Source organism: Nocardia testacea NBRC 100365 (genome assembly GCF_000308775.1).
GTDB lineage: Bacteria > Actinomycetota > Actinomycetes > Mycobacteriales > Mycobacteriaceae > Nocardia > Nocardia testacea.
This window is the reverse complement of the sequence record NZ_BAGJ01000088.1, coordinates 113,081-130,932: the sequence shown is the minus strand read 5'-3', so window position 1 is coordinate 130,932 and position 17,852 is coordinate 113,081. Positions and strand designations below refer to the sequence as shown.

Genomic DNA, 17,852 nt, shown 5'->3' with positions numbered 1-17,852 from the left:
GGCAAACGCCAAACCGGCCGAATAGTTGTCCCGGCGAACGAGTTCGGGGCACACTCTAGGTGACGACGTTCGGCGCGCCGATCGAACGCGGGGGCGAGGACACGGAATATGAGAATTAGGCCGCGGCAACAGCTGCTGGACCTGTGGCGGGCGGTGCTCGCCTGTTCGTACCGGGGCGGCACCTGGACCTGGGGCGGCCGGGACGGCAGCAATTCGATCAGCGACGCCGAACAGTTGCTGTGCCTGCTGTACCCCGCCACCGAGCTCGAGGCGTTCGCCCTGGACCAGCCCGACGATATGGCGGCCGATGCCCGGCGGGCACTCGATCCCTTCGGCGAGGAGACCCGGATCGGCGGCGCGCTGGTCGGCCTGCTCGAGGACTATCTGCGGCGCTACACCGGCCCCGACGGGGACCCGGTCTTCGCGGCCGGCTCCTATCTACGCGCGGCCGGCGACCGCCCGCTCACCGAAGAACAGCTCGCCCTGGGCATCGTCGACTCCTACTCCATGTCGCTGAGCCTGTGTATCGCGGCGCTGCGGTTCCTGCGCGGATTCCAGCGATTCGTCGGTGGTGAGGTGCGGCGCGAGGCCCGGCAGTTGAGCGAACGCATTCCACTGGTGATCGACGCGGTCGGGGTCCGGCTCACCGCGGCCATGGCCGGCCTGGTGCGCAGTTTCGTCATCCACACCCCCGAGCCGAAATCCGACGCGGGGCAGGCGATCCTGCACATGATCAACCAGAACCACGCCCCCGCCGACGAGGTGATCCGGCGACTGTCGGCGCGGCTCGAGCGGCTGCGGGTCCAGGCCGCCAACGAGGTGCGACTCAGCCAGACCGCCGAGGTGGACGTCGCCGACGACGAGCGACTCTTCGAATGCGGCTGGGGCTGGGGCATCGTGCGTACCGCCGAACCCATCGAGTTCGTACCCGGCGAGGTCGGCCACGCGGCCGGGCACGCCGAACCCCGCCCCTATCTGTACTTCACCGCCGTCGCCCTGGACGGCATCATCGATCTGTCCTCGCAACGTATCCGGGAACTGGACCTGCTGACCGACGAGCAGCGCAAACTCGCCGACGCCCTGCAACTGCGGTTCGAACTCGCCCGCAACTACTGGTCCACGGTGGCCCGGTTCGGCGGCGGCCGCTGGCCGCTGGAGGACATTCCCTGGCGCACCTCCGACGGTGAGGAATCGGACTATTTCAGTCTCACCGTCACCGCCATCCTCATCCAGGACCTGGTCTACCGGGACAGCACCGAGGATCTCGCCCGGACGGTGGCGGTCTTCGATCAGCTGGCGCGCCGGGGCCGGATCACCAGCCGCCTCACCGCGGGAGACGCGGCCGCGATATTGCACTATCCGGGGGTCCGGCTGGGCCTGGCCGGTAGCGAGGACATCGGTGGCGGCTCGGTCCTCGAATGGTATGTCCCGGATTTCGTGACCATGATGCTCAAACGCTGCCTGCAGGCGGCGCGCCTGCGCACCGATGTCGACACCCGGGATCAGCTGATGGCGCTCGCCGAGGCGGCGATGGATCATCTCGACGGGCGTATTCAGCGCGACGGCCCGGCGGCCGGTCTGTGGGACGATCCGGCCGCCCTGCTCGGGCCGGAGCTCTCGGTGCCTGCCGGCCCGTCCTGGTTCGTCACCGAACGCGTGATGGAATGCCTGGTGATCGCCTACGACACCTTCCGCGAACCACCGCTGGCCCCCGCGACCATGGTCGCCCGGGCCGTCGATCTGCTGAGCGAGGCCGAACACCTGCTCAATCAGGAGGAGCTCGAGGTCGAAGGCGACGATCTGACCCCCAAACAGGCGGCGGTGAACCGTATCCGGCAGTCGCTGGACCGAGCCCGCGGGGTGCTGCACGAGCGTCCGGGTACCGCCTACAGCCTGGCCACGCAGGCGCTGATCCAGCTCGACGAATTGGCGTACGCACGCCAGGACGCGACGCGCTGAGGGGGTTCGGGTGCTCGTATTCTCCACGTCCGACAAGGGCGGCACCGGTCGCTCGGTGACCAGCTGCAATATCGCGTACCGCCTGTGCATGTCGGGTCGCAATGTCGCCTATGTGGATTTCGATTTCGGTTCCCCGACCGCCGGCGCGCTGTTCGAGATCAGCACGGTCGAACGGGGCATCGCCGACGGCGGCGTGCACTCCTATCTGCTCGGGCAGACCGGGACGGCGGCCCGCGTCGATGTCGGCACCGCCACCGATCGTTCGGAACTCAAACGTGTCGCGCCCCGCTCCGGACGACTGGTCCTGTTCCCCGGCGACGAGGGCGGCGCCGAATTCCTCACCGCCGACGACGCGGTGGTGACCCGGTGCGCCGAACTGCTGGTGGCGCTGGAACAGGAGTTCCGGGTTGTGTTCGTCGATCTCAGCGCGGGCCGGTCGGTCGCGCTGGAGATCGCCCTGCAGGCGACCGCGCTCCCGCAGTTGCGCCGCCGGACCGCGCGCTGGCTGATCTTCCACCGCTGGACCCGCCAGCACATCCTGGCCGCGGCCGGCCTGGTCTACGGTCCGCACGGGTTGCTGCAGACCGGCGAGGCCTGCGGGCACGATCTCGACGAACTGCTGGGCTCCACTCGCTATATCCGCACGGCCGTACCCGCCGCCAATTCGCACCTCACCGCTCAGCGCGCGGCGCAGGCGGCGTGGCTGCAGGAACAGGATGTCGCGCTGCGCCGGCTGGCCACCGCCAACCGGCTGGGCGCGACGGCGGTACTGGGCGCCACGCCGATGGAACCGGTCCTGCAGTGGCGCGAGCAGCTGATCCTCGACAGCGATGTCAACGCCCATATCGCCAACCACGAAACAGCGCGGGCCTACACCGAACTCGCGCGGCGTCTGGTGGACGTCGCCAGCTGGGAGAGGCTCTAGATGCGGGACAGGCAGGTCTACACCGAGGCCACCGAACAGCCCTGGGTCGCTCCGGTTCCCCTCTCGCATCTGTCGATCGAAGTGGGGCACTTCTATCTCAACGACCTGCTCGGCGATCTCGAACGGGTGAAAGAGGAGTTCCGCCGGATCGTGCCGCTGGTCGCGGCGTTCACCGAATCCGCCCGGGTCCGCTTCGGCCCGGACGTCCGGGTCAGCACGTGCTATCTGATCGACGACTACTTCCAGCCCGATACCGATCCCGCGGAAGTCCTCGGCAAATTGCTGACCGCCGCCGACGCGGCCGGGCTCACCATCGACTATCTGGCCCGCGAATCGGGCTGCTGGCAGACCTCGCAGTTCATGGACGGGGTACCCCTGGGTGAACCGATACCGGTGGCCGAGATGGTGGCCGCGCGGATCGTCGCCGAACCGGCGCCGCCCGATACCGGTCGCCGGCCGCCGACCGCGCAATCCGGCTGGCTGTGCAACGGCCGCCGGTCCTCCGAGCACGAACCGGCACAGGCCATGCGGGGGCGCACCTACGAACCGCCGGAGGAGTTCGGCCGGCGCGAACATTCCATCTTCCTGGATGTGCAGTTGTGGAGCACCCAGGTCGTCGACGGCGTCACGGTGACCCGCTGGTCCTGCCCGTTCCTGGCCGCGGTCTGGCATCTGCTACGGCTGGGGATGCTGCGGTATCACGGTGCCGCCGTGGTGGATCCGCAACAGTGGCACGGTGAGCCGTGGCCGCGTCGCTGGCACGAGGTGCCGCCCGTCGTGCAGCTCAATCCCGGCGCGGCGCCGTTCGCGGCGTATCAGACCCTCTCGATGCTGCCCAAGCGCTATCTCGGTATCGAACACGCCGTCCGGCTGGTGCTCGATCATCTCGACCTGGACGAGGACGTGCTCGCGCAGATCATCGCGACGGGTGCGGCCGAGGACGTCGCGGTATCGCGCAAGATCAGTGAGCGGCTGTCCCACCTGCTACTCGACGGGTCCTGAGATGGCCGCGACCGCGCCCCTGGTCGTCCTCGGTGAGGTACGCACCTGTCTGTTGCCGTCGGCCACGGCGCTGACCAGGGCCGAGGCCGGCGAACTGCTGGCGCTGCTCCCCGGCTGCGGCGTGCGCTGGCGGGAGCGGCCGGGCACGCTTGGCCTCTCCCCGACCACGGCGGTCGGGGTCGATTGCGATCTCCGGCTGGGTGAGCAGCCCGCCCGGATCGTCGGCACGGTCGCCACCAGTCTCGCGCTGGCCGGAGGGCGGGTATTGCAGTCCTCGGCGCGCACCCGGGTGGTGCGGGCCACGGAACGCCGCCGCCAGACGTGGTCCCACTACATCAGCCAGAAGGGGGTCACCGAGGTCGTCACCCGGATCCCCGAACGGATGGCGGCCGGCAATGTCCTGGCCGACGGGTATCTCGCCGCCGACCCACTGCCGGGTACGGCCCCCCTGGACCTGGCGTCGATCAGCGAACGGCTGCTGGCCCGGGTCCGGGCCGATTCCCGGCTGGACCAGAACCCGCCCGTGCAGGCCGGGACGACCCGGCTGCGCTGGACGGCCCGGGTCGGCGGCAGCAGTGGTCCGGCCGCGACCCTGCACCTGGACGACGACACGGTCCGCTCGGTGCGGCTGATCGTGCGCGACGAGACCGATCTGGAGGCGGCGCAACGGTTCTGCGAGGATCTGGCCGCCCACGATTGGCTGCTGACGGTACTCGCCGACGTACTCGACGAAGCCGATCGGTTCGCCCCGCACAGCCGCGAACGGATAGATATCCTCGCGCCCGCTCTCGAACATCTGGCCGGGCTGTGGATGCCGGGCGCGCATACGCCGCCGGTGCTGCGCGCGCTGTGGAAGGATCTGCAGAACGATCCCGGTTTCTCCCGGCAGTGGAACACGCTGGTGGGCCGGTTACGGGACAATATCGCGGTCGCCACGCTGTCGGCATTGCGGCACAAGATCTTCGACGCGGAATGGTGACCGGCTACATCCGGAACCACTTCCGGACCAGCAGCGCGAAGAACACCGACATCGATACCGCGCCGGTCCACGCTTCGATGACGAACAGCGTCCGGACGGCGCCGGGCAGGTCCTGCGTATCACCGGGGCCCGGCGGATTCAGGAATCCGGTGACGCCCATATAGATCGTGTGGTCGGCCGCCTGACCACCCACCAGCAGGGCCACCCCGGTGAACAGCAGCATCTGCAGGATCACCCACCCCAGCAGCCATGAGGGCCGGTATCCGTGGCCGCACAGGAGATAGGAGCCCTGCCCGGCCCAGCGCCGCAAGCCGTGCGGTAGGCCCCGTGTATTCGACCGCGCCAGGTGCAGGCCGCAGCGGTCCTCGGCCTCGTCGTCCTCGTTCACCCGGTACAGCGCCATGGCACGGCGGAACGCCAGGGCGGCATGGGTGGCCAGGCCCACCTCCGACAGTCGCGCGCCGATCGACTCGTACTCCTCGGCCAGCAGCGTGTTCTGACGGGCACTGAGTCGTAGCGGACCACGGAACTCGACTTCGGCGGCCATGAGCGCGGCCGGTACCGCGCTGGGCACCCGCCAGCCCTCCTCGTCGGGGCGCGGATCGCGGGCCGCGCCGTAGAGATGGGGGAAGACCAGTGTGTCGGAGTGCCGGCGGCGGGCGCTGGGCGGATCGTAATCGTCGAGGACGGCTTCGACATGCACGGCGAACCTGTCCAGTGACATCCGCTCGGGATGCGCGTCGGCATCCAGCTCGGCGGTGTAGGCCGCTGCGTGCCTGGCGATCCTGGTGGAGACCGACGCCACGAACGGCGAGATCTCGCCCATACGAACCAGTTTAGCGTTCAGGGATGGAGCCGGAATTCGTAGAGGTCGCGGGGCTCCCCCGGCCCGAAGTAGCGGTCATCGTGTTCGACGAACTCGAACCCTGCTTGCTTGAAGAGGTTTCCGGCCGGATGGTTGTCGGGCCGGACCGTGAGGTACACCGTGTCCGCGCCCAGTTCCCGGCATACATGCAGGGTCTGGTTCAGCAGGGCGCGACCGAAACCGGCGCCCTGGTAACGCTTGGCCACGGCGAAGGTGAACAGCAGTGCCCGCCCGGACTTCTCCAGGGTGAGCGCGTAACCGATGACCGTCCCCGCGACCTCGGCGACCAGCCATTCCGAGCCGTGCAGGTCGTAGAGCTGGCGCAGCATCAGGTACAGGTACGGTTCGCCGAACACCTCGGCCTCGATGGCCGCGATGTCCTCGAGATCGGCAAAGCGGGCCTGCCGGTACACCGGCTGTGGCGTCTCCGCGATATCCATGTGCTCCCTCGTCCCAGGGCATACGCCGTCCGGTACCAGCCTAGAACGTCGACTCGCCGACCGCGTCAGTGTAGAGCTCACGCAACCGTTCCGTGATGCGCCACGTTCTATTGTCGGCATACCCGCTGCCCGAGGTCCGTCACAGTGGGCCGGTTCCCGACTTGACCTAAACAATAGTTGAGCATTCAGAGTGGTTGCCGGAGCGGCGCACCCGCCGCCCGGCACACCCTCTGGAGGAATCATGGATATCGCCACCGCATCCGGCACCGGCACACCCCTGCACGTCGCGGTCATCGTCGGCAGCAGCCGCGACGGCCGCTTCGCACCCGCCGTCCGCGACTGGTTCCTGACCAGGGCATCGTCACGCGCCGACCTGGCCCTCACCACCGTCGACATCGCCGACACCGAACTACCGCACATCTTCGGCGCGCCCGCCGCCGGGATCGCCGAGGCCCGGGAGACGCTCGCCGCCGCCGACGCCTTCGTCGTGATCACGCCGGAGTACAACCACAGCTATCCCGGCACCCTGAAGAACTTCATCGACCTGCACCACGCGGAGTGGCAGGCCAAACCGGTGGGTTTCGTGAGCTACGGCGGTATCTCGGGCGGCCTGCGGGCGACCGAGCACCTGCGCACCGTGTTCGCCGAACTGCACGCCGTCACCGTCCGCGACACCGTCAGTTTCCACAACCCGTGGGGGCAGCGCGACGCGACCGGCGCACTGGCGCCCGGCGCCGCCGCCGACACCGCGGTCACCACCCTGCTCGACCAGCTCGTCTGGTGGGGCGAGGCGCTGCGCACCGCCCGCGCGGTGCGGCCCTACGCGGCATGACGAACCGGGCCCGCGGCCGGCGCGGCCACCCGGAACGGATACGCCGGAAGCGACCGTCACGCCTGGTCATACGATGTCGCGGTGACCGAATACGACCACCTCGACACCTCGACCCTGCCGGAACGCCAGCGCCGCATCCTCGCGGCGATACGGGAATGGGTGGTTCGGCACGGATACCCGCCCAATACCCGCCAGCTCGGCGACGCCGTCGGGCTGCGCTCCTCGTCCTCGGTCTCGAAACATCTGAAGAGCCTGGAGGAGAAGGGATTCCTGCGCCGCGGTGCCGGAGTGTCCCGGCCGCTGGATGTGCGGCTGTTCCTGAACGTGGGAGCCGGGGCGGAAACCGCCCGGGACGGCGTCGCGGTCCCCGTGGTCGGCGATATCGCGGCCGGTACACCGATCCTCGCCGACGAGCACACCGACGATGTGCTCACGCTGCCACGGGAACTCGTGGGCCGCGGCACCGTGTTCGCGTTGCGGGTGCGCGGGGATTCGATGGTGGACGCCGCCATCTGCGACGGGGATATCGTGGTGGTGCGCCGCCAGCCCGACGCGCAGACCGGGGAGATCGTCGCCGCGATGCTGGACGGGGAAGCGACGGTCAAGGTGTTCCGCCGCCGGGGCGGTCATGTGTACCTGGAGCCGCGCAACCCCGCCTATCAGGTGATCGACGGCGACCACGCGGTGGTGCTGGGCAAGGTGGTCTCGGTGATGCGGCGGATGTGAACGCCGCGCCCACCGCCCGGCCGCGGCGGGCCCATGGTGCATGATCGAACGTATGGGCGTAGACCCGGGACCACGGGTCCCCCACAACCTCGAAGATTTCCGCACCCTCGCACGGGCCCGGCTGGCGGTGTTCCCGCGGATCGCGGTCCCCGATACCGAGGGACTGCGCCGGGCCGCCGTGGTGCTGTGCGTGGTGGAAAGCGGCGGGTCGCTGTCGGTGCTGGTCATCAAACGTGCCTATCGCGGCCGCAATGCCGGGCAGTGGGCGCTGCCCGGCGGCCGCGTCGAACCGGGCGAGACCACACAGCAGGCCGCCCTGCGCGAACTGCACGAAGAACTCGGACTGACCACCGGCCCCGCGGACGTACTCGGCACCCTCGACGATTTCCCGGCCAGCTCCGGATTCGCCATCACTCCCCTGGTGGCGACGCTGCCGGACATCACCCGCCTGCAGCCCAACGCCGACGAAGTCCATTCGGTGCACCGGGCCGCGTTCGACCGGCTCGCCGCCGACGACACACCGCACTGGGTGCTGCCGGATTCCGCCCGGATGCACGATGGCGCCCCGGCGGTCGACGCGCCGCCCGGTGAACCGGGCCTGCTGCAGATGCGCTTGGGTCCGAATATGACGATTCACGCCCCCACGGGCGCCATGCTCTGGCAGTTCCGGGAAGTGGTGCTGCTGGGCACCGAACCGAGGGCGGCCCGGGTCGCGGATTTCGCTCAGCCCACCTGGACCCGTCACTGAGCCCACCCCACCTCCGCTCCGGCGCAGACCGACCGCCGATACGCCACGACCGCAACGGTGCGCACTCCGGCGGCCCGTGGCGGTTGCGGCGTTCTGTCGGCTCGTCAGGAGTGGCCGCTCAGGCAGGCGGGCCACGGAAATTGCGACGGTCGACCGGCCGGTCCGCGGTGCCGCCGGACGGAATGGGGTACCGCCCGATCCGCACCCGGGCCGCGCGACGGAATGACGTACCGCCCGATCCGCACCCGGGCCGCGGGTCGGAATCGGGTACCGCCCGATCCGCACGGCGGCCGCGCCGTACCCGGCGTCGGCGAACCGCACAGATCGCCTGCCGGGTCGACGCGGCCCCGTCTCTTACGGACGTCGCCCAGGAACTCGGGCTTCAGGACCGCTCGGTGCCGGGCTGCGCATCGGGCCGGCTCGCCGAACGCTGACCCTCCGGCACGATATCGGGCTCTTCCTCCGCCAGCCGGCGCTCCATCGGCTCACCCTCCCGCTGCTCCCGCGGGGTCGTGGCGTAACGGTCCGCGGCCGACCAGTGGTCGGGCGGATCCATACCCTCCTCGAGCGGGTCGGCGGCCAGTTCGTCTTCGTCCAGTTGTTCGCCGGTCGAGGGAATCGCGCTGCTCGCCCACTCGGCGATCTCAGGGGATTCCGTGCCGGGGTCCTCGGTGTCGTTCATGGTCGCGTGTTTTCCCGGACGGCGCCGCGCAAACAACTCGCCGCCGATTTCCTCGCGCCCACCGTCACCGGTGCGGATCCACCTCGACCCGCCCGGTCTCCCGGTCCTCGACGCCACGACCACGGCGGCTGCCGTCGTAGGCCGATTCCCGCAGACGCTGCACGGCACGCGGTAGCAGAGCCACATCGGCGGGGTGATTGAGTACGGGATCGTAGAAATCGGTGCGATGCTCGCCCGGGTCCGCAGCGCGCAGCGCCAGGTGCCCGACGGTCTGGCGCGCGGGCCCGTAACCGGCGACCGAGATCGTGTACCCGATCTGGTGCTCGTGCACATGCCGGGCCAGCGACGCCAGCGAGGTGCCGCCGGGGAGCCCCGGGTCCGGCTCGGCGAGAACCCAGAGCGGGGCCGAATCGTCCCACCGGTAGGGCAGCAGACTGCCGAACCGGGCGCTGTCCCAGCCGCGTGCGACGGTCAGGGACAGGCGGGCGAGCGGGCGCTGGCCCGTGGTGGCCAAGGCGAAATCCCAGGGCTTGTCGTTGATATCGAGCACCCGGAAGGCGAGGCCGAGGATATCCGGGACGCCGCCGGGAGTGCCCACCCCTTTCGAGAGGCGCCCGATGGTCGCGCGGTCTCCCTCACCGAACAGCCGGGTGAATTCGGGTTCGGCGCGGAACCGGCCGGAGAGCCGGACACCGCGGGGATGGAAGAAGCGAGCGTGCCGCAGATGGGCTCCGGCGTCGAAGGCGCCGCGCACCAGCGCCGACACCGGAGCGAGCGTCAGTCGATCGGTCATCATTTCTCTCCCTTCGGATCACGCCAGCTCTCGTCCCCGACGAGCTGGCTGGACTGCGGCCCCATCAGCAGCATGCCGCCGTCGACGACATAGGACGCTCCGGTCACATACCCGGCGGCGGGCGTCGCGAGGAAAGCCACCACCGCGGCGACTTCCTCGGCGTGCCCGGGCCGGCCCAGCGGCAGCCCCGGCCGGGGTTGTTCCCGGGGATCGGTGTCCTCCTGCCCGGTCATCGGGGTCGCGATCTCACCGGGCGCCACCGAGTTCACGGTGATGTCGTGTTCGGCCAGTTCCAGCGCCAGCACCTTGGTCAGGGCGCCGAGCCCTGCCTTGGCCGCGCAGTAGGGCGCCGCGCCGACCTTGGGGGCGTGCTCATGCACGCTGGTGATATTGATGATCCGGCCGCCGCGCCCGGCCTCGGTCATATGCCGCACAGCGCGCTGGGTACAGAGGAAGGCGCCGTCCAGGTCGACCGAGAGCACATGCCGCCAGGTGTCGAAGTCCATATCCATCGCCTTCTGCGCGGAGCCGGTGCCTGCGCAGTTCACCAGCACATCCACTCCACCCAGTTCGTCGGCGAGTTCGTCCACGGCGGCGGTACTGGTGGGCAGATCGTCCAGATCCATCCGCCGGACGGCGGCGCGCGCACCGCGGTCGCGGGCCAGTCCCGCCGTACGCACCGCGCCCGCCTCGTCCGAGTGGTAGGTGATCCCCACATCGACGCCGCCGCCGGCCAGCGCCACCGCGATGGCCCGGCCGATCCCCGAATCGGAGCCGGTCACCACGGCGCGCAGCGGCGCGCCTATACGTTCTTTCGGTAGAGGAGCGATAGTTGCCATAGGGCGCGGCTACCCGGACGGATCGCGATCACACCGCCGATCGTCGACCGGATCGCGGCCACCGACCCCGGAGGTGACCTCGCGATACCGGCCCACTCCCCCGGCGTCGGAGGCCAGCGGCGGGGTGTCGCCGCCCCGGCCGCCACGCAGGCCTGCGAGGAACTCGCGCAGCGCGTCGGTCGCACTGACCCGCGGCTGCCAGCCGAGTTCGGTACGGGCCCGGGTGGTGTCCATGATCGGCAACTGCATCATCGCGTCGAACAGGCCGGGTGTGGCGGGTACCAGGCGCAGGTGCCAGGCGCCGGCCAGTGCGGTACGTACCGGCCACCGCGGGACTTCGACCGTGCGCACATTCAGCAGTCGCTCGATCTCGGCGCGGTCGAGGACGGGTTCGGCCGCGATATTGAACGCACCCCGCGCGCCGGAGAGTACCGCCGCCGTATAGGCACGCCCCGCGTCGGCGCTGTGCAACGCCTGGAAGCGCAGCCCGTGCGGGTAGGGTGTCAGCGGCAACAACCCCGGCCGGACCAGTCGGCCGGGCACCAGCGGCCCGGCGAACAATCGCCGCTGCTGCGCGGCCGAGGTGCGCTGGAAGGTGAACGCCGGGCGCATACGGATCAGGCGGCAGTCCGGATGTTCGTATTCGAACAGGTCCAGCAGCCGCTCCACATAGGCCTTCTCGACCGCGTAGGACGCCCCCGGCCAGCCTTCGGTGGGCTCTCGTCGACCGGCTCGTCACCGGTCGCGGGCGAGTAGGCCGCGACCGAGGAGGCGTGCACCAGGGCGGGCACCCCGGCCGCGGCCACCGCGGCCAGCACCCGGCCGGTGCCGCCGACATTGGTCCGCCAGGTATCGCGGGGCCGGCGCGTGGGCTGGAACACCCAGGCGAGATCGACCACCGCGTCGGCGCCGCGGAACAGCGACACCAGATCGGCGGTACGGATATCGGCCACCACCCATTCCACTCCCGTGTACGAGCGCTCCGGTTTGCGCCGGGCCACACCCACGATGGAGTCCACTACTCCGGTACCGCGCAGCTGTTCGAGCACCGCGGTGCCCACATTTCCTGTAGCCCCCGTGACGATCACCCGCATATGTTCACCTCGCTGTCGGTCGGGGTGTGCGGCATACCCGGGTTCGCGGGGTCGACACAGCCCGCCGGGCACCGGTTCGGCCGCTCGGCGGGCCGCCCGCTCAGTTCGCGAGAATCCGCGGTGAGAGCACCTTGAGCATGGCGTTGGTCCAGCGCAGCTGACGGAGCGTCCCCGGGTGGCATTGCGCGGCCAGCTCCAGCAGGTCCGGTTCCCGGGCCGCCTGGGCACCCTGGGCGAGCAGTTCCCAGTCCACCGATACACCCGCCGCGAGCTGGTGCAGCCGGCGCAGATCCCGCAGGAGCCACAACCCCGGGTCGGGCGTCCGGCCGACCGCTGCCCGCAGTCGGCGCCCCCGGGGCAGGCGGACCCGCGCATCCCGGCGGCCGTGCCCGTTCGTCGCGCCGAACCGGGGTGCGAGCGCGTCCAGTTCGCGAAGATGGTCCTGCGACCGTTCGGCCAGATCCCGTGCGGTGTGGTGGATCTCGTACTCGGCCCGGTGCCGGACCGCGGCGGCCGCCAGTTCCCCGGCGAGTTCCCGTTCGGAGTACTGCAGTTCCTCGATGACGATATGCAGTTTCACCGGCCACCTCGGTCCTGCGCGCGGAGTTCGTACAGCCCCGGACCGTAGCGGGTGCGTGCTCCCCAGGGTTCGGCGATACGGTCTCGAGTCTTCATATCCCGCAGTTACCCAGGACTCCCCGGGTTCATCACATCGGTCCGGCGGGCGGAACTCAGGCGCCGGGACGCGCGCCCGGTGCGCTCGGCGCCGAATGGCCGGGAAGCACACACACCGCGTCGAGTCCGAGGACATGGTTGAGCCGGCCGAAGGCGAGCCAGGAACCCAGGCACATGCTCAGCTCCACGATCTCGGCCTGGCTGTAGTGCGCGGTCATCCGGGACCAGAAATCCTCGTCGAGGTTGTGATGGTCCACGGCGTAGCGTTCGGCGTACTCGGCGGCCAGCCGGGCCCGGTCGTCGAGCACATCGGTACCGCGCCAGTCGGCGACGGCGGCGTCGAAGCCCTCCTCCACCTTCTGTCCGTCGCGTTCGGTACGCCAGTCCAGGCAGAAGACGCAGCCGTTGATCTGGGCGATCCGTAGCCGCGCGGCCTCGAATTCGCGCAGGCCCAGGGTGGTGTGCGTATACACCGCCAGGGAGAAGTTCGAGGCGGCGATTCCGATCCCGGGCACCATCTCGCCCCAGACGTAGCCGATGGGATCCTTGCCTTCGGGAATGTCAACTCTCATGAGGCGTTCCTTCCGAGCTTTCCGGCCGCCGGGCGCAGCGGGACATCGAGGGCGTCGTAGAGGCCGGGTCCGGCGGTGACCAGCCAGTCGATCGCACCGACCAGCCGCCCCACCGCGGTGGCGTTACCACCGGCCGCGTAGTTGCCGCCCTCGTCGGTCGCCTCCACGGTGACCTCGATGCGCGGACGACCTTCGATGATCACTCGATGGGCACCCTCGCCGTTGGGCGGGGCCGGCCATCCGGGCGCGCACGACGGGTGGATCCGGGTGATGTGCTCCACCACGATGCGCGGCTCACCGGCCACGATGCCCTGCACTTCGAAACGCATGGCGCCCTGGGTGCCGGCCTCGAACTTGCCCATGGTGGCGGTCTCGACGGTGGTTTCCAGCGGCAGCCGCTGCACCGACTCGCGGATCTCGTCGAGTTCGACGCCGAGCGCCCGGGCCATCAGCCGTACCTGTCCGCCCCACACCATGGTCGGGATCGTGGGCGCCACCATGGGCGGCACCTGGTCCATGGGCTGACCCATTCCCACCAGATAGCGCACGGAATCGGGCTGGTCATAGGTGGAGTAGTCGAAGATCTCCTGGCAGCGCACCACCTCGACGACGCTGCCCAGACCGCTGACGAGCAGCGGCAGCACATCGTTGCCCCAACCGGGATCGATCCCCGAGACGAACAGCGAACCTCCGCCGGCTTCGATCGCGGCCAGCACCGGTTCCCGGACCTCGGGCGGGGCGCCGCGCTGGTCGTAGAGCGCGTAGAGCGCCGGTGTCACCACCACCGCGCCGCCGCCGACCGCGCGGACGATATCGGCGAGGGCGTCGTCGGGGCGGATATCACCGGATGCGGCGTACACCACCGCCCCGGGCCGGGCCGCCAGCACCGCGTCCACATCCGTTGTGGCCGGCACACCCAGCGACCGGTCGAGCCCGGCCAGTTCGCCCGCGTCCCGGCCGGCCTTGGCCGGATCGTGCACGAGGACAGCCGTGAGTTCGAGTTCGGGGTGGGCGTCGACCGCCCGTACGGCGGCGCGGCCCACATTGCCCGTCCCCCAGACGACCGTCGAGATCATCGCCGGATTCTAACAAGCGCTTGGTTGTGAAAGGGGCGATTCGGGCAGCTTTCCGGCGATACCCCCCGGGCCGCGGCGTGGCCGATATCTCCGCCGCCGGGAATGCCGCTCCGGCGCGGCGCCCGTATCGTTGACCCGGTGACGGAATTCCTCACGGAGACAACGGAATCCGATTTACCCTCGGTTACCCGCATGTTACTTCGCGCTGACGGATCCATGACCAGGCTGCTGGAGGCGCTGGTCGGCCGCCCGCTGGCACTCGACCTCACCGACCAGCACACCACCACCGGTCGTGATCTCGATCCCGCGGTACGCACGGCGCTCGGCTGCGCCGATGCCGACCCCGTCGTCGTGCGCCGCTCGACTCTCATCACCAGCGGCGGTGCGGCCGTGTCGTGGAACTGCGTGGCAGTAGTGGCCACCGACGCCGAGCTCACCGCCCTGCTCACCGACGAACGGCTGCCCATCGGCCACAGTCTGGCCGGTGCCCGCCGCCACCTCGCGCGCACCGTCCTGGGCGCGGGCGTCACGCGCTGGCCCGCGACCGGCGGCCAGGAGGGCCTGCCCTGCGCGTACAAGGAGAGCGTGCTGTCCGACCACCGGTCGACAGTGGTGGCGCACCTGCACGAACGGTTCAATCCGGCCTACGTACCGCTGGCGGCGGCGCGGTGAGGGTTCTGATCGTCGGCGCCGGAATCGGTGGGCTGACCACGGCACTGAGTCTGCACGCGGCCGGTATCGACGTCCAGGTGATCGACCGGGTCCCGCGACTGCGCCCGCTCGGCGTGGGAATCAATCTGCTGCCGCACGCCACCGGAGCCCTCGCCGAACTCGGCCTGCACGAGGCACTCGCCGCGCGGGCGGTCGCCACCTCCGAGCTGGTGCACTACGACCGGCTCGGCAACGAGATCTGGCGGGAGCCGCGCGGCCTGGCGGCCGGGCATCCGTGGCCGCAGTATTCGGTCCACCGCGGCCGGTTGCAATCGTTGCTACTGGATGCGGTGCACGAGCGGCTCGGCCCCGACGCGGTACGGACCGGGTGCCGTTTCGTCGCCGCGACCGAAGAAGATCGGCAGGTCCGCGTCACCGTCGACGAGCACGGCGGCGACACCTCGATCGAATTCACCGCGGACGCGGTGATCGGTGCCGACGGTCTGCATTCCGCGGTGCGCGCGCACCTGTACCCCGACGAGGGCCCGCCGCGCTGGAACGGGATCCGGATGTGGCGCGGCGTCGCCCCCGCGGCCCCCTTCCTCACCGGCACCTCGATGCTGATGGCCGGCAGCAATCACGCCGCCAAACTCGTCGCCTATCCGCTGGGCGCCGCCAGACCGGGCAGCGCCGAGGTCCTCGTCAATTGGGTCGCCGAGGTGCGCATGCCCCAGGACACGCAGGGCGAGGCCGAGTGGACGCACACCGGACGGGTCGGCGATGTCACGCCGCACTACCGCGGCTGGCGGATCGCGGGCCTCGATGTAGCGGCTCTGCTGGCCGCGAGCGAAACCGTCCTGGAGTACCCGATGGTCGACCGGGATCCGCTGCCGCGCTGGAGTTTCGGCCGGATCACCCTGCTCGGCGACGCCGCGCACCCGATGTATCCGGTCGGCTCCAACGGCGGTTCGCAGGCGATCCTCGACGCCCGGGCGGTGGCCGCCGAACTGGCCCGCACGGGCGATCCGGTCGCCGGATTGGCGGCCTACGAATCGGCCCGTCGCGACACGGCGAACTCCGTCGTGCTCGCCAACCGGGATATTCCCATGGACCACGCCCTGCGGATGGTCGCGGAACGGGCGCCGGAAGGGTTCGACCGCATCGAGGATGTGCTGACCACCGAGGAACTGCGCGCCATCACCGAGGGGTATCGGCGCACCAGCGCCGTCCGGTAGCCGGCGGGCGGTGCCGGCTACCGGACGCCCTTCTAGGCCGATTCGGGCAGCTGGTCGCCCTGTACCACCTGGATGTCCAGATCGATCTTGACCGTGGTGCCGATCGCCGCCACGCCGGCACGGACCATCGCGTTGTAGTCGATGGCGAAGTCGTCGCGCCGCAGCGTGGTCTCGGCGTGGAAGGCGGCGCGCACCCCGCCCCACGGGTCGGGGCCGAACCCGCCATAGGTCAACGCGAGATCGACCCGGCGGCGCTGCCCGTGCAGCGAGAGTTCGCCCGCCATCACCCAGGTGTCGCCGCCGGTACGGCTGAGCCCGTTGGCGGTGAAGGAGATCAGCGGGTAGTTCTCGACATCGAGGAAATCGGCGGACCGCAGGTGGGTGTCGCGCATCTCGATACCGGTGTCGATGGCGGCGGCCTTGATCTCGGCGTAGCCGGAGGTCTGCTCGAAGCGCTCGGCGATGTCGAGCCGGCCGCTCACCTCCGCGAACCGGGCCTTGATACTGGAAATACCCAGGTGGCGAGCGGTGGCGATGACCGAGGAGTGCACCGGATCGATGGTCCATGGGCCGGCCGGCGGGAGGCTCACGGCATCGACGACCGGGACCAGCGCCACCTCGCCCAGCGTGCCCGAACCCGAAGACGAGATCTGCACCGCCCGGGCGGCGGGCTGATACCCGGCCGCGGTGAGCACCGCGGTGTGTACGCCCGGGCGCAGCGGCTCGGTGGCCACCGCGCCGTTCTCGTCGGATTCCGCGCGGCAGATCTGCCGGCCGCGCATATCCGTCACGGTCAGCACCGCGCCGGGTACGGGCCAGCCGTCGGCGCCGTGGATGCGGCCGGTCAAACCGGGCATGGACATCACCTTTTCACCACTCAGAGTTGATTAGCACAAGCAACTAGTTGCCGAAGCCGAATATACCCACGTCATCTCCCCGCCGACAGGCCGGTGGCCGTCACCGCTCGATGACCGACAGTTCGCCGCCGATCCGCACGAAGGCCGTGGGCGTGAGCCCGAACATCGCCCGGAAAGTATCGCTGAAATGCGACGGCGAGGCGAACCCGGCATCCGCGGCCGCACGGGTCAGATCGTGGCCCGCCGCATGGGCACGCGCGATGCGCACCATCCGCGCCCATTGGACGTAGCGCCGGAAGCTGGTCCCCGTCTGCGCGGCGAAGGTACGCAGGAAATAGGAGGTCGACAGGCCGACGGCCCGGGCACAGTCCGCGGCGCGATACGGGCGCGCGGGGTCGGCCCGGATCGTGGCGGTCGCCGCGGCGATCCGCGCGTCGCGGATCACCGGCAGGGGAACGCTGGCCAGTTCGAGGAGCCGCTCGATATCGGGTTCCGGGTGCCGGCACAGGGCGAGGAGTTCGTTCTCGTGCCGGTGGGCGTACACGAAATCGCCGTTCGCCCGGGTCATTCCGCCCAGGCAGCGGCTCAGCCGCGCGCTCGTGGGGTCGAAGAAACAGAACAGCATCCGCCCCTGCGTACCGGTCACGTGGTGGACCACCCGCGCCCGGAACAGGAAACTGCGCGCGGTGATATCCACCGTGTCCCCCGCGCGCACCCGGAACGGCGCGTCCACCCCGAGCCCGAGCGAGGGAAGGGCGGTGGAATGCGGGGCCAGGCCCAATCCGGGGCCCAGGTAGACGGCGTGCCCGGAGCGCACCCACAGCCGCGCCGTCGCGGGCGGGGCGCACGTTTCCGGAAGTGCCGAGGTGGTCATAGGGGCGACGATACCGGCGTGTGCTCGA

Annotated in this window: 21 protein-coding genes; 9 read left to right on the top strand and 12 right to left on the bottom strand. The window is 70.2% G+C overall.

What is annotated here, in order from left to right:
* Positions 1-108 precede the first annotated feature (108 nt).
* From ON38_RS12305 to ON38_RS12290, 4 genes are read left to right on the top strand one after another with little or no spacing between them, the layout of a single operon-like run.
* Positions 109-1,959: an SCO2524 family protein gene (locus tag ON38_RS12305; RefSeq protein ID WP_039824862.1), complete on the top strand. Its 1,851-nt coding sequence runs from the start codon at positions 109-111 to the stop codon at positions 1,957-1,959.
* A 10-nt stretch (positions 1,960-1,969) separates the two neighbouring features.
* Positions 1,970-2,884 carry an SCO2523 family variant P-loop protein gene (locus tag ON38_RS12300; RefSeq protein ID WP_039824861.1) on the top strand — a complete coding sequence of 305 codons (915 nt, stop codon included), beginning with the start codon at positions 1,970-1,972 and terminating at the stop codon, positions 2,882-2,884.
* On the top strand, positions 2,885-3,886 hold the full coding sequence (locus ON38_RS12295; RefSeq protein WP_039824860.1) for an SCO2522 family protein: 1,002 nt from the start codon (positions 2,885-2,887) through the stop codon (positions 3,884-3,886). It abuts the gene before it with no gap.
* Position 3,887: 1 nt separating this feature from the next.
* Complete coding sequence (locus tag ON38_RS12290) at positions 3,888-4,865, top strand: SCO2521 family protein (RefSeq protein ID WP_039824859.1); 978 nt, start codon at positions 3,888-3,890, stop codon at positions 4,863-4,865.
* A 4-nt stretch (positions 4,866-4,869) separates the two neighbouring features.
* Here ON38_RS12290 and ON38_RS34115 read toward each other — a convergent pair whose 3' ends face one another.
* Positions 4,870-5,691, bottom strand: a complete 822-nt coding sequence (locus ON38_RS34115; RefSeq protein ID WP_051164648.1) for a hypothetical protein — start codon at positions 5,689-5,691, stop codon at positions 4,870-4,872.
* Between the two features lie 17 nt (positions 5,692-5,708).
* Positions 5,709-6,170 (bottom strand): GNAT family N-acetyltransferase, encoded by a 462-nt coding sequence (locus tag ON38_RS35965; RefSeq protein ID WP_039824856.1) that lies wholly within the window; start codon positions 6,168-6,170, stop codon positions 5,709-5,711.
* A 241-nt stretch (positions 6,171-6,411) separates the two neighbouring features.
* On the opposite strand from ON38_RS35965, the gene ON38_RS12270 reads away from it, so the two are divergent.
* The 3 genes from ON38_RS12270 (at position 6,412) to ON38_RS12260 (ending at position 8,476) form a co-directional block, all read left to right on the top strand.
* On the top strand, positions 6,412-7,002 hold the full coding sequence (locus tag ON38_RS12270) for an NADPH-dependent FMN reductase (RefSeq protein WP_039824855.1): 591 nt from the start codon (positions 6,412-6,414) through the stop codon (positions 7,000-7,002).
* Between the two features lie 81 nt (positions 7,003-7,083).
* On the top strand, positions 7,084-7,728 hold the full coding sequence (gene lexA / locus ON38_RS12265; protein WP_039824854.1) for a transcriptional repressor LexA: 645 nt from the start codon (positions 7,084-7,086) through the stop codon (positions 7,726-7,728).
* Between the two features lie 52 nt (positions 7,729-7,780).
* Positions 7,781-8,476: an NUDIX hydrolase gene (locus tag ON38_RS12260; RefSeq protein ID WP_039824853.1), complete on the top strand. Its 696-nt coding sequence runs from the start codon at positions 7,781-7,783 to the stop codon at positions 8,474-8,476.
* Positions 8,477-8,858: 382 nt separating this feature from the next.
* Here the strand turns inward: ON38_RS12260 and ON38_RS12255 are convergent, their stop codons facing one another.
* From ON38_RS12255 to ON38_RS12225, 8 genes are all read right to left on the bottom strand, one after another.
* Positions 8,859-9,158 carry a hypothetical protein gene (locus tag ON38_RS12255; RefSeq protein WP_051164647.1) on the bottom strand — a complete coding sequence of 100 codons (300 nt, stop codon included), beginning with the start codon at positions 9,156-9,158 and terminating at the stop codon, positions 8,859-8,861.
* 64 nt (positions 9,159-9,222) lie between these two features.
* A complete protein-coding gene (locus ON38_RS12250) occupies positions 9,223-9,954 on the bottom strand; it encodes a phosphodiesterase (RefSeq protein ID WP_083872585.1) in 732 nt (243 codons plus the stop codon).
* Positions 9,951-10,790 carry an SDR family oxidoreductase gene (locus tag ON38_RS12245; protein WP_051164645.1) on the bottom strand — a complete coding sequence of 280 codons (840 nt, stop codon included), beginning with the start codon at positions 10,788-10,790 and terminating at the stop codon, positions 9,951-9,953. Before ON38_RS12245 ends, ON38_RS12250 begins: the two co-directional genes overlap by 4 nt.
* A 9-nt stretch (positions 10,791-10,799) precedes the next feature.
* Complete coding sequence (locus ON38_RS38060; RefSeq protein ID WP_306306668.1) at positions 10,800-11,459, bottom strand: Rossmann-fold NAD(P)-binding domain-containing protein; 660 nt, start codon at positions 11,457-11,459, stop codon at positions 10,800-10,802.
* Positions 11,408-11,884: an NAD-dependent epimerase/dehydratase family protein gene (locus tag ON38_RS38055; RefSeq protein WP_306306667.1), complete on the bottom strand. Its 477-nt coding sequence runs from the start codon at positions 11,882-11,884 to the stop codon at positions 11,408-11,410. Before ON38_RS38055 ends, ON38_RS38060 begins: the two co-directional genes overlap by 52 nt.
* 100 nt (positions 11,885-11,984) lie before the next feature.
* On the bottom strand, positions 11,985-12,464 hold the full coding sequence (locus ON38_RS12235) for a hypothetical protein (protein WP_039824852.1): 480 nt from the start codon (positions 12,462-12,464) through the stop codon (positions 11,985-11,987).
* A gap of 151 nt (positions 12,465-12,615) precedes the next feature.
* A complete protein-coding gene (locus tag ON38_RS12230; RefSeq protein ID WP_039824851.1) occupies positions 12,616-13,131 on the bottom strand; it encodes a carboxymuconolactone decarboxylase family protein in 516 nt (171 codons plus the stop codon).
* Positions 13,128-14,207: an NAD(P)H-dependent amine dehydrogenase family protein gene (locus ON38_RS12225; RefSeq protein ID WP_039824850.1), complete on the bottom strand. Its 1,080-nt coding sequence runs from the start codon at positions 14,205-14,207 to the stop codon at positions 13,128-13,130. The genes ON38_RS12230 and ON38_RS12225 overlap by 4 nt, the downstream gene beginning before the upstream one ends.
* Before the next feature lie 102 nt (positions 14,208-14,309).
* Here ON38_RS12225 and ON38_RS34110 point away from each other — a divergent pair, with 102 nt between their 5' ends.
* On the top strand, positions 14,310-14,879 hold the full coding sequence (locus ON38_RS34110) for a chorismate--pyruvate lyase family protein (RefSeq protein WP_306306666.1): 570 nt from the start codon (positions 14,310-14,312) through the stop codon (positions 14,877-14,879).
* Complete coding sequence (locus ON38_RS12215) at positions 14,876-16,093, top strand: flavin-dependent oxidoreductase (RefSeq protein ID WP_039824849.1); 1,218 nt, start codon at positions 14,876-14,878, stop codon at positions 16,091-16,093. The genes ON38_RS34110 and ON38_RS12215 overlap by 4 nt, the downstream gene beginning before the upstream one ends.
* Before the next feature lie 32 nt (positions 16,094-16,125).
* On the opposite strand, the gene ON38_RS12210 is transcribed toward ON38_RS12215, so the two are convergent.
* Together ON38_RS12210 and ON38_RS12205 are read right to left on the bottom strand one after the other, a co-directional pair.
* The gene (locus tag ON38_RS12210; RefSeq protein WP_039824932.1) at positions 16,126-16,950 is read right to left on the bottom strand and encodes a YceI family protein; all 825 of its coding nucleotides are present in this window, start codon (positions 16,948-16,950) and stop codon (positions 16,126-16,128) included.
* Positions 16,951-17,050: 100 nt separating this feature from the next.
* The gene (locus ON38_RS12205) at positions 17,051-17,824 is read right to left on the bottom strand and encodes an AraC family transcriptional regulator (protein ID WP_039824848.1); all 774 of its coding nucleotides are present in this window, start codon (positions 17,822-17,824) and stop codon (positions 17,051-17,053) included.
* Positions 17,825-17,852: the final 28 nt, after the last annotated feature.